We start from the raw sequence: 13,002 nt of genomic DNA, 5'->3' as shown, positions 1-13,002 counted from the left end.
CCCGTACCCCATGAGCAGCAGGCGTGAGGCACGGGTCAGCGAACGGTCCGTTCCCGGCATCGGGGGACCAGGTTCCGTCGAGAGCGCCCCGGACGGGCAGAGCGCGTTGCGCCTGCACGCCGGCATCGCCACCATCGCGACCATCCTGTGCGCGTTCGTCACCGGGATCTTCGTCTGGCTGGGCGCGATAGTACCGGCGATCGTGTTCGGCGTGATCGCGCTCGGCTGCCTCGGGATCCTCGCCTGGGCGATCACGCGGCGGCGCAGGGCCGCGCCGCGTCCCTGAGGGCGTATCTGATGGATCTCCAGCCGGCCCGCCACGCCCTGGGCGTGGGCCGGTCCGGCGCCGGGTAGGCGGTGAGCATGAAGGCTGTCACCTACACCCGAACCGGGCCTGCCCGGGACGTCCTGCAGCTCACCGAGGTCGAGCGGCCGGAGCCCGAAGCGGGGGAGGTACGCGTCCGGATCCGGGTCTCCGCTGTCAACCCGACGGACGTGAAGACCCGCTCCGGCGCCACCCCCGTCCCTTCCGCGGCATCCGCATCCCGCACCAGGACGGCGTCGGCGAGATCGACGCCGTCGGCGACGGCGTGGACGAGAACCGCGTCGGCCAGCGGGTCTGGGTCTGGCTCGCCTCACCCGGCGGACCCGGGCGCCCCGAGGTCACGGAGTGGGGGACCGCGGCCGAGTGGACCGTCGTCCCGGAGTCGCAGGCCGTCCCGCTGCCCGAGTCCGCGTCCGACGAGCTCGGTGCCTGCCTGGGCGTGCCGGGCCTGACGGCGTACCACTGCCTGTTCGCCGGCGGCTCGATCGCGGAGAGCACCGTGCTGGTGGCGGGCGGCGCCGGGGCGGTGGGGCACTTCGCGGTCGAGCTCGCGAGCTGGGCCGGGGCGACGGTCATCGCGACGGTCAGCGGCCCGGAGAAGGCCGGACGGGCGCGCAAGTCCGGGGCCGACCAGGTCGTCAACTACCGGGAGCCGGACGCCGCCGACCAGATCAAGACGATGGCGCCGGCGGGGATCGACCGGATCGTCGAGGTCGCGCTCACCCACAACCTGGCCCTGGATCTCGAGGTCGCCGGGCCCGGGGCGACGATCGTGACCTACGCCGCCGGTCCCGAGGACCCCACGATCCCGGTGCGCTCCTGCATGAGCAAGAACCTGACGCTCGCGTTCGTGCTGCTCTACGGCGTGCCGCGGGAGGAGCTGCGGCGGGCCGCGGTCGACCTGACGGTGGCGGTGTCCGAGGGTGCGCTCACCGCGCTCCCGGTGCACCGCTTCCCGCTCGAGGATGTCGCGGCCGCGCACGAGGCCGTCGAGGCGGGCGTCAACGGGAAGGTTCTCGTCGACGTCCCGTGATCAGCGGCGGCGGCGGCCGCGCAGCACGAGGAGACCCAGGACGGCACCGATCGCGGCCATGACCGCGAGCAGGGGCCGGCGGTCCGGCTCGGCGCCGATCGCCTTGACCTTCTGCACCGCGGTCCGGCCCTGGACCCGGGCCTGTTCGAGCACCTCGGTGCCCTTTGCCCGCGCCTCCTCCACGACGCGGCGGGTCTCGGCCTTCGCCCGGGCCGGGACGTCGACGCGTTCGGCCAGCTCGGCCACGGTCTCGCCCAGCTGCTCGCGCTCGACGGCGATCCGGGTCCGCAGTTCCTCGGTCGACGCCGGTTCGTTCGCGGGCTCGGTCATCGGCGCACCTCCTCCTTCAGGACGCGGACGTCCTCGCGGGTGCTGTTGATCGCCTGCTCCGGCTTCGGCGGGGTCGCGTGGCTGATCTGGCTCTTCGCGACCAGGGCCAGGATGCCGCCGACGACCAGTAGCACCGCGCCGACGATCAACGCGGCGGCCCACACGGGCAGGACGAGCGCGAGCGCGGCGATCGCGGCGGCGATGAAGGCGAGCCCACCGCCGAGCGCGAAGAGCGTCCCGGCGCCGGCCAGCCCGGCGCCGATCCCGATCGCCTTGCCCTTGGCGGTCATCTCCGCCTTGGCGAGCGCCATCTCGTCGCTGACGAGCGTGCGGGTCTGCTCCGAGAGCCTGCGGACGAGCTCCGCGGTGGAGACGTCGGGCGGTGACGAAGTCTGTGCGGGATCGGTCATGCCGGTCAATACCCGCACCACGCACGGCTAATCGCCCTCGGTCCCAGGGTCTGTCCTGCGGATCTGCAGCCGGCGTACGCCGCCCCGGGCGGCCCCCGCGGCGTTCTCGTCGGCGCCGATCCGACCCCGGGACCGGTCCCTCCTCGACCTTGCGGGCCATCCGAACGCCACACGCTCGGCATGGATCCGTAGGACGGACCCTGGTGCGGTGACCGGACTAGGGCGTGTCCTGTAAGTCCTGGCGGAGCCAGAGGATCGTGGCGGCGATGGTGATCTCGGCTCGGAAGTATGCGGCGCGCTTGGCGTAGCGGGTGGCCAGGTCGCGGAACTGTTTGAGCCGGTTGAAGCAGCGCTCGACGACGTTGCGGCCGGCGTAGACGACCGGGTCGAAGGCTGGTGGGCGCCCGCCCCGGGCGCCCTTGGCGTGGCGGCGGGCGATCTGGTCGTCGCGTTCGGGGCTGGTGAACGCGATACCGCGGCGGCGCATCGCTGCGCGGGTCGAGGGGTGGGAGTAGGCCTTGTCCGCCACGACTCGGTCCGGGCGCTTGCGCGGGCGGCCGGGCCCGTCGCGGCGCACGGAAATCTCGTCGAGCAGCGGTAACAGTTGTGGGTTGTCCCCGGCCTGGCCCGGGGTGAGCAGGACCGACATCGGCAGCCCGCGGCCGTCGACGGCGAGGTGGATCTTGCTGGTCAGCCCACCACGGGACCGGCCGAGGGCTTCGCCGTCGACGGCAAGGTCTTCGATCCAGGTCGAGGTGCAGCCCCCTTTTTCCGGGCACCGGCAGCGTGCTGGTGGGCCCGGACATGGGTGGAGTCGACGCTGATCGTCCACTCGACGGCGCCTACGGAATCGTCCTTGGTTACGGCCTCGTCGAGGATCCGGTCCCAGGTTCCGTCTGCGGTCCACCGGCGCAGCCGCTCATGGGCGGTCTTCCACGGCCCGTAGCGCTCGGGCAGATCCCGCCACGGCGCTCCGGTGCGGAGCTTCCACAGGATCGCGTTGATCACCTGGCGGTGGTCGCGCCAGTGGCGACCGTTTCCGGCCACCGCGGGCAGCAGCGGCTCGATCCGAGCCCACGCCTTGTCTGTCAGCTCGCCGCGACCGACCACCGGGACATGATCAATCAGGCCAGCTCAGATCCCTTACAGGACACGCCCTAGGCGGGCTGGGCCGGACGGACCGGCCGGTGGCGTCCGGTCGGCCAGGCAGGCTCACGGCAGCGCCCGGTCGGCGACGCGGGCTCGGGGGACGTCTGCAGCTTCGTGGCGACGGCGGCGACCCTCGCCCGACGGGACGGCCGCGGCGTGGCAGCGGGCCGGCCGTCCGCGCTGTGCGCCGGGGCGCCCGACGCGTTCCGCCGCGCGCGCACAGTCACGTGGACCGTGGCCGCGAGGGCGAGCGCCGCGGGCAGGACCGCGAGCGGGATCGGTGCCAGATACAGGGCGCCGAGCAGCGTCGACGGGACCAGCGCGAGCAACAGGCCGGTGCCGCCGACGATCATCAGAAGCCGCCGCAACCGGCCGGTCGGAGCGGTGACGGGACCCCACATACCGCTGTCGCCGGCGTCGGTGGCAGCCCGTCGCAGGCGGGCGCCCGTTCGCCGGGCGAGGGCCGGTTCCGATGTTTGCTCCATGATCGGACCTTTCGACGTCGCGACAAGAATTGATTACCCGTCGGGGACGCCGATGGGCACCGCGACACCTCACACGATCGGATGGGATCCGCGATCACGCGTCCTCGTCGATGGACGTAGCCGCCGTGCGGGACGCGGGACGCATGCGGGCCTGCCGGACACCTTGGCCGCCCGCGTGGACGCGGAAGCTCGGGTCCGACCGGGATGCCTCAGTGCGACCCCATCTCGCGTCGGGCGCGGCGACGTTCACACAGCGGCAGCACACCCCAGAACGCCACGAAGACCACGAGTACGACTGCGGCGGCGATGATCCCGGTCGTCAGCCCGGCCACAGTGTCGAAGATCAGCAGGACGACGCCCGTGACGGCCAGCGCCAGCATCGTCAGCCCCGCCACCGCGAGCTGCTGGCCCAGGGCGACGAGCGTGCGTCGGGCGTGGAGGCGGAACAGCGCCCGGTGCGCGGCGACCGGCGCGACCAGCAGCGCTGTGGCCGCGACCGACAACGCCACCGTGACCAGGTAGAGCGTCCGCTGGAAGTCGCTGAGCGTGCTGAACCGCTGCTGGAACGGCACGGTCAGCAACAGACCGGTGAGCAGTTGGACGCCCGTCTGCACCACCCGGAGCTCCTGCAGCAGGTCCGACCAGTTGCGGTCCAGGCGTTCGGTCGGCGTCTCGTTGCGCTCCGTGCGGTTCCAGTCGGCGTCGGCCGCCCCACCGTCGTCGGACATGTCTTCTCCCGCCGCCGTGGCCCGGGGTGATTCTCCTGCGCGGCGGGACGGTGGGGGAAGGCCCTCCCGGTCCTTGCCCGCTCCCGTCGTCGGCACTCCCGTTGACACTCCGGAGGGCGAAGGGTTGAGTCGGACGGGTGTTCACGGGTGTCCGGCGTCTGCACGTCGACCTGCTCCGCGTCGCCGGCGCGCGCTGTCGCGGCTGAGCGAGCCGCCGTTTCGCGCCCGTCGGACGGGCCGCTCCCGTCCGGACCCCGGAGGAACCATGAACACACCGGTCCCGCTCTCCGTGCTCGACCTCTCGCCCGTGCCCGCCGGGGGCACCGCCGGGGACGCGCTGCGCAACACGATCGAGCTCGCCCAGGCCGCCGAACGCGCCGGCTACCACCGTTTCTGGGTCGCCGAGCACCACCTCAACACCGGCGTCGCGTCCTCCTCGACACCCGTCCTGGTCGCGTTGCTCGCGGCGGCCACCGAGCGGATCCGGGTCGGCTCGGGTGCGGTGCAGATCCCGAACACGTCACCGCTGCAGGTCGCCGAGCAGTTCGGGACCGTCGCGGCGCTGCACCCCGGCCGCGTCGACGTCGGCCTCGGCCGGTTCGACCTGCACCGGATCCTGCGGCTCATCGAGCGCGGCCGGGCGCCCGCGGGCGACCTCACGCCACCGCCCGAGGCCCGGACCGTCGACGGGCTCCTGCTCCCGTCGCCCAGCCGGTACGCCGGGGACCTGGCGCAGTTCGCGGCGCTCGGCGCGCTGCTCGGGTTCCGCGCGGAGGACCCGCGGCCGGACTACGCGGCGGCGGTCGCGGACGTCCTGTCCTACTTCGACGGGACGGCGGTGCGCCCGGACGGGGCGCCGCTGCACGTCCTCCCGGCCGAGGGCGCGGATGTCGAGATCGCCGTGCTGGGCTCGACCCCGGGCGTCAGCGCGGAGGTGGCAGGCGCGCACGGGCTGCCGTTCGCGGCGAGCTACCACCTCGTCCCGCACCTGGTGCTCGAGACGATCGACGCCTACCGCGCGGCGTTCCGGCCCGGCCGGGTCGCGCGGCCGTACGTGATCGTGTCGGCGGACGTCGTGGTGGCGGACGACGACGAGCGCGCCCGCGAGCTCGCCGCCCCCTACGCCCAGTGGGTACTGGACATCCGCGCGGGCCGCGGCGCCCGTCCGTACGTCACGCCCGCCCAGGCCCGCGCCCGCGCGTGGACGGCCGCGGAACGCGCGGGCGTCGCGGACCGGGTGGAGACCCAGTTCGTCGGGTCCCCCGCGACCGTCACCGAGAAGCTCGCGGCGCTCGCCCGCGTCACCGGCGCGGACGAGCTGCTGATCACCACCATCACCACCGACCACGCCGACCGGCTCCGCAGCCACGACCTCCTGGCCAAATCCTGGCTGTGAGCGCGCAGCCTCGCTAGAACGAGGCTGCCCGCGCACAACCCCTTCTGAACAGGGAGAACTCCTATGACGACCACCGAGCACACGCTCGTCGCGGACTGGGTGTCCTGGCACGCCGAGCGCGAGGAGCTGCTCCGCGAGCCGCACGGCTGGCTCAGCCTCACCGGGCTGTACTGGCTGGACACGTCCCCCGCCCAGTACCCGGACCTCCCCGGCACCTGGCGCGCGGACGGCACGGGCGGCGTCGAGATCACCGCCGCCGCGGCCGACGGGCTCGAGGTCGACGGGAGCGCCGTCGACGGGACCGTGCGGGTCGAGCCCGTCGACGGCCTGCCCGGCGCGCTCGTCACGGTGCACGCCCGCAACGGCGCTCCCCGCCGGGCACAGGACCGGAAGGTGGAGGTCATCCGCCGCACGGACACCTACGCCCTGCGCGTGCGGGACCCGGAGGCGATCACCCGGACGGCGTTCGACGGCGTCCCGGCCTACCCGGTCGAGGAGCGCTGGGTGACGACCGGCCGGTTCGAGGCGTACCCGGAGCCGACGCCGATCACGGTGGGCGCCGTGGTCGAGGGGCTGAACCACTACTTCACCGCGGTCGGCGAGGTGACCTTCTCCCTCGGCGGCGCCGACCAGCGGCTGGTCGCCCTGCCCGGCAAGACCGGCGGCCTGTCGCTGCACTTCCGGGACGGGACGTCCGGCCGCGGCACCTACGGCGGCGGCCGCATCCTGGCCGTCGGGGACCCGGCGGAGGACGGCACGGTGACCGTCGACCTCAACCGGACCGTCAACCTGCCCTGCGCCTTCACCGCCCACGCCACCTGCCCGCTGCCGCCGGCGGGCAACACGGTCACGGTGCCCGTCGAGGCGGGGGAGAGGACGCCGCCGCGCCCGGACCTCGCCTGATCATGAACCTGGGAGCAGCACGACCTTCCCGCCCGGGTGCCCGCCCTGCACCAGCCTGACGGCGTCCGCGGCCGCGGTCAGCGGGAACGTCGCGGAGACGGGGATCGTCAGGTCTCCGGAGGCCGCCGCCGGGAGCAGCCGCCGCCAGGCGTCGCGGCGGATCTCGGTGCCCGGGTCGGCCCCCGGTGCGCCGCCGAGGATCCGGATGCCGGTGTCCGCCCGCCCGAACGCGGCGATCGTCGCGATCCGCCTGCGGTCCTCGACCAGCTCCAGCGACACGTCGACGGCCTCGTCGGTGCCGACGGTGTCCACCGCCGCGTCGACGCGGGCGGGGGCGGCTGCGCGGACACGGTCCGCCAGTCCCGGCCCATACGCCACGGGGATCGCGCCGTAGCCGCGGAGCACATCGTGCTGCCGCTCGCTCGCCGTGGCGATCACGGTCGCCCCGGCCTCGACGGCGAGCTGCACGGCGATCTGCCCGACGCTGCCGGACCCGCCGTGGATCAGCACGGTGTCGCCCTGCGCCACGCCGACGACGGCGAGCGCGTGCACGGCCGTCGCCCCGGCCAGGAGGGCGCCGGAGGCCTCCGCCCATGGCACCTCCGCCGGCTTCGGCACGACGGTCGACGCGGGCACGGTCACCGCGTCCGCGAAGGCGCCGGTGACGGGGTAGACCACCACCTCGTCCCCCACGGCGACCGGCCCGGCCGGCCCCTCGGCGTCGTCGCCGACCGCGGTGACCACGCCGGCGAGCTCGCTCCCGACCGGCTGGGGCAGCGTCGAGGGATCCGCGCCCATGGCGCCGCTGAACCTCTTGAAGTCGATCGGGTTGATCGCCGCGGCCCGGACCTGGACGGTCACCTCGCCCGCACCGGGGGCGGGGACGTCGGCGGGGACGATGGACAGGACCTCGGGCCCGCCGAAGGCGGTGGCCACGACCTTGGTTGCCATGCCGTGGACAACCACCCGGGGCGCGGGCTGATTCCGGCCGCCGGCTGCCGCACGAGCGGCGCTCTCGTGCGGATCCAGGGCGCGAAAGTGCCGCTCGTGCCGGCGGCGGCGGGCCGGGGGGTGCCGGTGAACACCAGCTCGTCGGGCCGCTCGCACGGGTCGCTCCCATTCACGACGAAACAATGTCCGGACCTCTGTCCGGTCTTTCGGGAAATCGGTTCCAAGAATCGGGAAAAACTGCGGAAAAGAGCTGTCCGACACGGTTGTGATTTGCGTCTTTCACGCTGATGGGTGAGGAAGGGGCGGAACGGGAACCTGTCCGATTCATGCCGATAAGCCCGCTTCGGAGCGTCTTGGGGGCTCTCCCGCTTCCCGGTCGCCCCGCTGCATCACATGCCGCCGCTGCACCCTTCCGGGGGGTCGATTGACGCCCGAACCGAGTAACTGTCAGAGTCAGCGGCATGCACACGTCCCGCCTGCTGGCCTGTCGACGCCACGTCGACCTGCGCCGCCAGGCGAGCGCGCTGTGTTCGCGGTCGATCTGACCCAGCCTGGACCGGTCACCCCTGTCCCGGTCACCCCTGTTCCGGCCGGCCCGACCCTGGCGATTCGGTGAGTCGCGAGTCCGGCCGGTCGACGTGATCCCGCCCGGATAGCTCCGCGCGGCCGTCGAGGGGCCGCCGGCCGTCCCCCGCGCCCATTCCCCGTGCCCGGGGCGGTCGGCCCGCCCGCCTTTTCCGAACGCATTCCGCCGTGCCCGGCGGGGGGTTCCTCCTGTACGGAGAAGCGCCTCGATCCCTCCTCCGGCGGGCTGCCGGAACCGCTCCCCAGAAGAAGGAAGAAGAGAAGATGCGTTCCCCGATCCGATTCCGCGCTGTGCGCGCGGCCGCCGGCGGCGCGGTGCTGGCCGGTGTGGCCGTGCTGGCCGCCGGTGCTCCCGCGCTGGCGGCGACCCCCGAGGTCCCGACGGCCGGGCTGCCGCTCCCCGCGCTGCCCACCTCCCCGGCCGAGGACCCCGCAGACGGCCCCGCTCCGGCCCCGACCGCGCCGTACGTCGAGCCGTCGTACACCGCGTTTGACACCGGGGACCTGCTGAACCAGCTGCGGGACCTCACCCCGGCGGGCGTGCCCGTCGCAGGGCTGGTCCAGTCCGCGGTCGGTACCACCAAGATCATCCCGAGTTGAGGCGACGATGCGGACATCCAAGCCGGGGCGCAAGGCAGCCCTCGGACTGCTCGCCGTCGGGATCGTCGTCGGCGTCACGACGGTGCCCGGCACCGGGAACGCCTACGCGGACATCGCGATCCAGCGCTCGGACATCACCGGCGCCGACGGCAGGAACTACTGGGTCGAGAACCACGTCGACCGGGCGGCGGTGCAGGAGGCCCAGGCCGCGAACGGCGGCAGGCGGCCCGAGTACCTCGTCGTCTGGGCCGGTGACGAGAACGTCGCGGACACCGTGGTGTCGGACGTGAAGGGGCTGCCCGGCTCGCTGTCGAACACCGTGGACAAGGTGCGCAACGACCTCCCCGGGCCGGACTTCATGGCCGTCATCGACGCCACCAAGGGCTCGCCGACGTACGGCAAGGTCGTCAACACCGCTACGGTCGGCCCCCTGGTCGAGAACGAGCCGCACCACACGCAGTACGCGTGGCACAAGGGCGACAAGATCTTCGCCGGTGGCCTGTTCAGCGCTGCGACGTACGTCTTCGACGTGAAGAACCTGCCCGACCTGACGCTGTCGGGGATCAGCCTGCCCACCCAGACGCTCTGCGGCTCCGTGCCCGACGCGTACTGGGTGATGAAGGACGGCACGGCGTACGGCACCTACATGGGCGGTCCGGTCGTCCCGGGGCCCTGCACGTACTCCAACGGCGAGGTGCGGACGGGCAACGGCTTCGCCGGCACCCCCGGCGAGGTCGTGCGCCTGGGGGAGGACGGGAAGAACCTCGCCGAGGCCCCCGCCGCGACGACCACGCCCGAGGATCCCACGCAGTGCCTGAACATGCCGGCGCTCTCGCAGCCCAGCTGCGCGAACCCGCACGGCATCCAGGTCCGCGAGGACCTGAACGCGATGGTCACCAGTGACTACGCCGAGCCGCGGACGATCATCCTCGACCCGGTCAGGTCCCCGTCGCCGTACCTGCGCCGCCCGACCGTGCGGACCTGGGACATCAGCGATCGGAACCACCCGAAGGTCAAGGCCGTCTCCTACCTGCCGACGGGCCCGCGCTCGACCGCCACGGACCCGCTGCACACCGAGAACCGCGCGGTGATGGAGACGACCGTGACGAACCTGCCCGGGCACAGGGGCGCGTTCGCGATGACCATGCAGGGCGGCGCCATCTTCTACACGCCGGACATCACGGCGGAGAACCCGGTGTGGCGCGAGGTCTTCGACAACACCGCCGCCGGCGACCTGGTCGACCCGGGCTCCAGGAACTTCGGCCCGAGCGACAACGGCGGGTGGCTGCAGACCAGCCCGGACGACCGGACGCTGTACCACGCGGTGATGGGTCGCAAGGCCGGGACGTTCGGCAAGGACGACCCGGGCGCGTCCGGCGGCGTGTTCGCGCTGGACATCTCGAAGCTGGTCGACGCCGGCGACGGCTACGCCTGCTCCGTCGACACCACCGAGGAGATCACCGCCGGTGGCGCCGAGGCGGACTGCCCGACGGTCCGCGGCGCGGTCCCGATCAACGAGGGTACGTCCGCGGGCGGCCCGCACTGGGGCACGCTGGACAACCTCACGCTCGGCGACGGCGGCTTCTACCACGAGACGGACCAGCCGCGGCGGCTCGCGACCGCGGACTACTTCGTCGCGCGCACGGGCCTCGACGGCGACCATCGCGTCTGCCTCGTGGACATCGCCCCCGACGGGGCGTTGACCCTCGACCAGGGCTTCACCGACGAGGTATCCGGCAACACCTGCGTCAACTTCAACCGGAAGAGCTGGCCACACGGCTCCTTCGGCAACGCGAAGCCGCACTCAATGCTCTTCGTGACGGCTGATGCCGACGTCAAGGACTGACCGGTCCCGGGGGCGCCGCGTCGCGTGGCGCCCCCGGGCGGCCGCGGTCGCCCCGGTCGTCCTCGCCGCCCTGCTGGGCGGCGAGGGCACCGCCGCGGCCGCCACCCCTGCCGACCTCCCCGCCGCGCGTGTGGCCGCGGCGCTCGGGGACCAGGTCGGCGCGGGAGCGGCGGCGCTGCGGGTGGTGCTGCTGGCGGCCACGGCGGTCCTCGCGGGGGTGGGTCTCGTGTGGGGCCTGCGCGGGGTGTCCCGGCGCGGGGGCCCGGAGCGGCCCGCGCGGAGTCTCCTGGTGACCGGCTGGGCGGCGGCCGCGGTCGTGACGGTCGCGGCGGAGGTCGCGCACCTGACCGGCTCGGTCGAGGTGCTCGGCACGCTGGGCCACGTCCTGCTCGCGCTCCTGGTGCCGGCGTCCCTGTCGTCGCGCCGGGTGGCCGTGCCCGGCGCGCTGCTGACCGTGCTCCTCGCGGTGCAGCTCGGCTCGGCCCGCGCCGGCTGGGCGTTCGCCCTGGACGCCGTCTACGCGGTCGGTGCGGTGCTGCTCGCGGGGGCCACGGTGGTCGCGCTGGCGACGGATCCGGCGAGCGGGCCGCGGCGCGTGGCGCCGGGTCCTGCTTCCCGGGCGGCCGCCGGCGAGGCGCTCACGGCCCCGCTCCGGGGCGCCGCCGAGGGCGGCGAGAGGGATGCCCGGCCCGCCGCGGGCTCTCCGGCGGGCCGGGCACCCGTATCGCTCGCGATCGGGTCCGGGCTGGTCACCGCGCTCGCGGGGCTCGCCCAGCTCGTCGCGACGGGCCCGGTCACCGGCACCGAGCTCGTCGGGACCGGGTACGGGCTCGCCGGGCTCGCCGCGGTGCTCCTCCCGGCCGCTGCCGCGGTGGTCTGGGCCGTCGCGGCGCTGCCCGCCGGGCTGCCGCGGGCACGGGAGCTGCACCGGCTCGCGGGGATCGGGACGGTCGTCGGTGTCGCCGCGGCCGCGGTCCTGGCCGCCCTCCCCGCGCCGGGCCCCGCCGCCGTCGCCGGACAGCCGTTGCTGCGGGCGGTCGACCTGGCCGGTCAGCGGCTCGCGCTGCTCGTCACGCCGCTGCGGCCGGGTCCGAACCTGGTGCACGTCAGCGGCACCTACCCGGCCGAGGGCGACGCCGCGCCGGTCGCGACAGCGGCCCCGACGCACCACGGCCACGCCGGCACGGGCGTGCCCTCGGCCGCCGGGGTCACGGTCGGCGCCGGTGGGCAGGTCGTCCCCGTGACCTCCCGGCCGGGGGCGTCCGGTGGCTGGGCCGTCGTCGACCTCCCGGCCGGGGCCACGTCGCTCGCGGTGAGCGGCGGCGACGCGACGACGTCGGTAGCGATCGACGTCGGCGAAGGCCCTGCGGCACAACGGGACTCGCTGACCGGGCCGGACGGGCCGGAGTGTGCCGCGGCGGTGCTCGGTGGCCTGGTCGGTGACGGCACCAGTGACCTGGCCGCTCCCGGGTCCTGCCCCTCGGACGCGCTCGACCCGGCCGACGCAGGCGCGCTGACGATCCTGGTGCGGACCCTCGCCGAGCACGGCGTGCGCACCGCGACGCTCGCCGCCGACGGCTCCCCGCGCTCCGTCGCAGCCGCGGACCTGGTCCGCGCGGAGGGTGCGGCCCGCGGCGTCACCTTCGTCGAGGGACCGGACAAGGACAGCGCGCTGATCGTGCTGTCCGGGTGGGCGGCCGCGTCCGACACGCTGACCGGCGCGGGCCGGCGCGCGCTCGACACCGCCACCTACCTCGGCGGGACCTACCTCGCGCCCTGGCTGCTGACCGGGGGAGTGGTCACGGCGGCATCGTCGTCCGTGGTGCCGCTGACCTTCGGCCCGCAGGACGCCCCGCCCCAGCGGTACGCCGCCACGCTCGCCGCGACGTTCCCCGGCGACACGCCGTCGACCTCGGGTTACCTCGCCTGGGCGCGGGCGAGCGGCACGCCGCTCGACACCCGGCAGATCCTCTACGGCGCGGCCCCGGTGGACGTGCCGATGAGCGCCGGCCCCAGGGACGAGATGGGCGGCATGCACCACTCGTCGAACCCGGCGGCGTGGTTCCCGGGCGGCACCGTCGTCCCGATCAGCGCCCCGCTGGACCCGTCATGACAGAAACCAGGAGATCCGATGTCCGTACTGAGTGAACAGGCCGGCAACCCGCTGGTCCGCGTCCTGCGCGGGGTCTCGGCGCAGGAGCGCGCGGCGCACGCCCCCTCCGCGGGGAGGCTCCGCCGACGAAGTGGCGGGTCGTCGCCGT

Annotated in this window: 13 protein-coding genes; 7 read left to right on the top strand and 6 right to left on the bottom strand. The window is 74.3% G+C overall.

All coding sequences use genetic code 11. The features are described from left to right. The first annotated feature begins 10 nt into the window (after nt 1-10). Both WBK50_RS20505 and WBK50_RS20500 read left to right on the top strand, forming a co-directional pair. The gene (locus WBK50_RS20505; protein ID WP_341337145.1) at nt 11-286 is read left to right on the top strand and encodes a hypothetical protein; all 276 of its coding nucleotides are present in this window, start codon (nt 11-13) and stop codon (nt 284-286) included. A 250-nt stretch (nt 287-536) separates the two neighbouring features. Then, the gene (locus WBK50_RS20500; protein ID WP_445942379.1) at nt 537-1,358 is read left to right on the top strand and encodes an NADPH:quinone reductase; all 822 of its coding nucleotides are present in this window, start codon (nt 537-539) and stop codon (nt 1,356-1,358) included. Here the strand turns inward: WBK50_RS20500 and WBK50_RS20495 are convergent, their stop codons facing one another. The 5 genes from WBK50_RS20495 to WBK50_RS20475 all read right to left on the bottom strand — a co-directional run bounded on the left by WBK50_RS20495 (nt 1,359) and on the right by WBK50_RS20475 (nt 4,460). Beyond that, nucleotides 1,359-1,688, bottom strand: coding sequence for a DUF3618 domain-containing protein (locus WBK50_RS20495; RefSeq protein WP_341337143.1), 330 nt, complete (start codon nt 1,686-1,688; stop codon nt 1,359-1,361). Beyond that, nucleotides 1,685-2,098: a phage holin family protein gene (locus WBK50_RS20490; protein WP_341337142.1), complete on the bottom strand. Its 414-nt coding sequence runs from the start codon at nt 2,096-2,098 to the stop codon at nt 1,685-1,687. The genes WBK50_RS20495 and WBK50_RS20490 overlap by 4 nt, the downstream gene beginning before the upstream one ends. Before the next feature lie 217 nt (nt 2,099-2,315). Next, a protein-coding gene (locus WBK50_RS20485) for an IS5 family transposase (protein ID WP_445942244.1) occupies nt 2,316-3,208 on the bottom strand; the annotation gives its coding sequence in 2 pieces (ribosomal slippage) (nt 2,316-2,833 and nt 2,833-3,208; 894 coding nt in all). Between the two features lie 47 nt (nt 3,209-3,255). Continuing rightward, nucleotides 3,256-3,732 (bottom strand): hypothetical protein, encoded by a 477-nt coding sequence (locus tag WBK50_RS20480; protein ID WP_341337141.1) that lies wholly within the window; start codon nt 3,730-3,732, stop codon nt 3,256-3,258. Nucleotides 3,733-3,941: 209 nt separating this feature from the next. Next, nucleotides 3,942-4,460, bottom strand: coding sequence for a DUF6328 family protein (locus WBK50_RS20475; protein ID WP_341337140.1), 519 nt, complete (start codon nt 4,458-4,460; stop codon nt 3,942-3,944). A gap of 265 nt (nt 4,461-4,725) precedes the next feature. On the opposite strand from WBK50_RS20475, the gene WBK50_RS20470 reads away from it, so the two are divergent. Together WBK50_RS20470 and WBK50_RS20465 are read left to right on the top strand one after the other, a co-directional pair. Next, nucleotides 4,726-5,856 (top strand): LLM class flavin-dependent oxidoreductase, encoded by a 1,131-nt coding sequence (locus WBK50_RS20470; protein ID WP_341337139.1) that lies wholly within the window; start codon nt 4,726-4,728, stop codon nt 5,854-5,856. A 63-nt stretch (nt 5,857-5,919) separates the two neighbouring features. After that, nucleotides 5,920-6,759 (top strand): DUF1684 domain-containing protein, encoded by an 840-nt coding sequence (locus WBK50_RS20465; protein ID WP_341337138.1) that lies wholly within the window; start codon nt 5,920-5,922, stop codon nt 6,757-6,759. On the opposite strand, the gene WBK50_RS20460 is transcribed toward WBK50_RS20465, so the two are convergent. Further along, entirely contained in the window at nt 6,760-7,710 is a 951-nt protein-coding gene (locus WBK50_RS20460) for a quinone oxidoreductase family protein (protein ID WP_341337137.1), read from the bottom strand. 849 nt (nt 7,711-8,559) lie between these two features. On the opposite strand from WBK50_RS20460, the gene WBK50_RS20455 reads away from it, so the two are divergent. The 3 genes from WBK50_RS20455 to WBK50_RS20445 are packed head-to-tail and all read left to right on the top strand — an operon-like array spanning nt 8,560 to nt 12,854. Next, nucleotides 8,560-8,895 carry a hypothetical protein gene (locus WBK50_RS20455; RefSeq protein WP_341337136.1) on the top strand — a complete coding sequence of 112 codons (336 nt, stop codon included), beginning with the start codon at nt 8,560-8,562 and terminating at the stop codon, nt 8,893-8,895. A 7-nt stretch (nt 8,896-8,902) separates the two neighbouring features. Beyond that, complete coding sequence (locus tag WBK50_RS20450) at nt 8,903-10,741, top strand: hypothetical protein (protein WP_341337135.1); 1,839 nt, start codon at nt 8,903-8,905, stop codon at nt 10,739-10,741. Beyond that, nucleotides 10,722-12,854: a hypothetical protein gene (locus WBK50_RS20445; RefSeq protein ID WP_341337134.1), complete on the top strand. Its 2,133-nt coding sequence runs from the start codon at nt 10,722-10,724 to the stop codon at nt 12,852-12,854. The genes WBK50_RS20450 and WBK50_RS20445 overlap by 20 nt, the downstream gene beginning before the upstream one ends. Nucleotides 12,855-13,002: the final 148 nt, after the last annotated feature.

The sequence above is a fragment of the Pseudonocardia sp. T1-2H genome, from assembly GCF_038039215.1.
In the GTDB taxonomy this organism is placed as follows: domain Bacteria; phylum Actinomycetota; class Actinomycetes; order Mycobacteriales; family Pseudonocardiaceae; genus Pseudonocardia.
The sequence above is the reverse complement of the archived record's forward strand: the minus strand, read 5'-3'. Positions and strand labels throughout refer to the sequence as shown.

Coding starts and splice junctions, on each gene's coding strand:
- WBK50_RS20465 (WP_341337138.1), top strand. CDS start 5,920: ATGACGACCACCGAGCACACGCTCGTCGCGGACTGGGTGTCCTGGCAC.
- WBK50_RS20475 (WP_341337140.1), bottom strand. CDS start 4,460: ATGTCCGACGACGGTGGGGCGGCCGACGCCGACTGGAACCGCACGGAG.
- WBK50_RS20480 (WP_341337141.1), bottom strand. CDS start 3,732: ATGGAGCAAACATCGGAACCGGCCCTCGCCCGGCGAACGGGCGCCCGC.
- WBK50_RS20490 (WP_341337142.1), bottom strand. CDS start 2,098: ATGACCGATCCCGCACAGACTTCGTCACCGCCCGACGTCTCCACCGCG.
- WBK50_RS20495 (WP_341337143.1), bottom strand. CDS start 1,688: ATGACCGAGCCCGCGAACGAACCGGCGTCGACCGAGGAACTGCGGACC.
- WBK50_RS20460 (WP_341337137.1), bottom strand. CDS start 7,710: ATGGCAACCAAGGTCGTGGCCACCGCCTTCGGCGGGCCCGAGGTCCTG.
- WBK50_RS20445 (WP_341337134.1), top strand. CDS start 10,722: ATGCCGACGTCAAGGACTGACCGGTCCCGGGGGCGCCGCGTCGCGTGG.
- WBK50_RS20470 (WP_341337139.1), top strand. CDS start 4,726: ATGAACACACCGGTCCCGCTCTCCGTGCTCGACCTCTCGCCCGTGCCC.
- WBK50_RS20450 (WP_341337135.1), top strand. CDS start 8,903: ATGCGGACATCCAAGCCGGGGCGCAAGGCAGCCCTCGGACTGCTCGCC.
- WBK50_RS20455 (WP_341337136.1), top strand. CDS start 8,560: ATGCGTTCCCCGATCCGATTCCGCGCTGTGCGCGCGGCCGCCGGCGGC.
- WBK50_RS20505 (WP_341337145.1), top strand. CDS start 11: ATGAGCAGCAGGCGTGAGGCACGGGTCAGCGAACGGTCCGTTCCCGGC.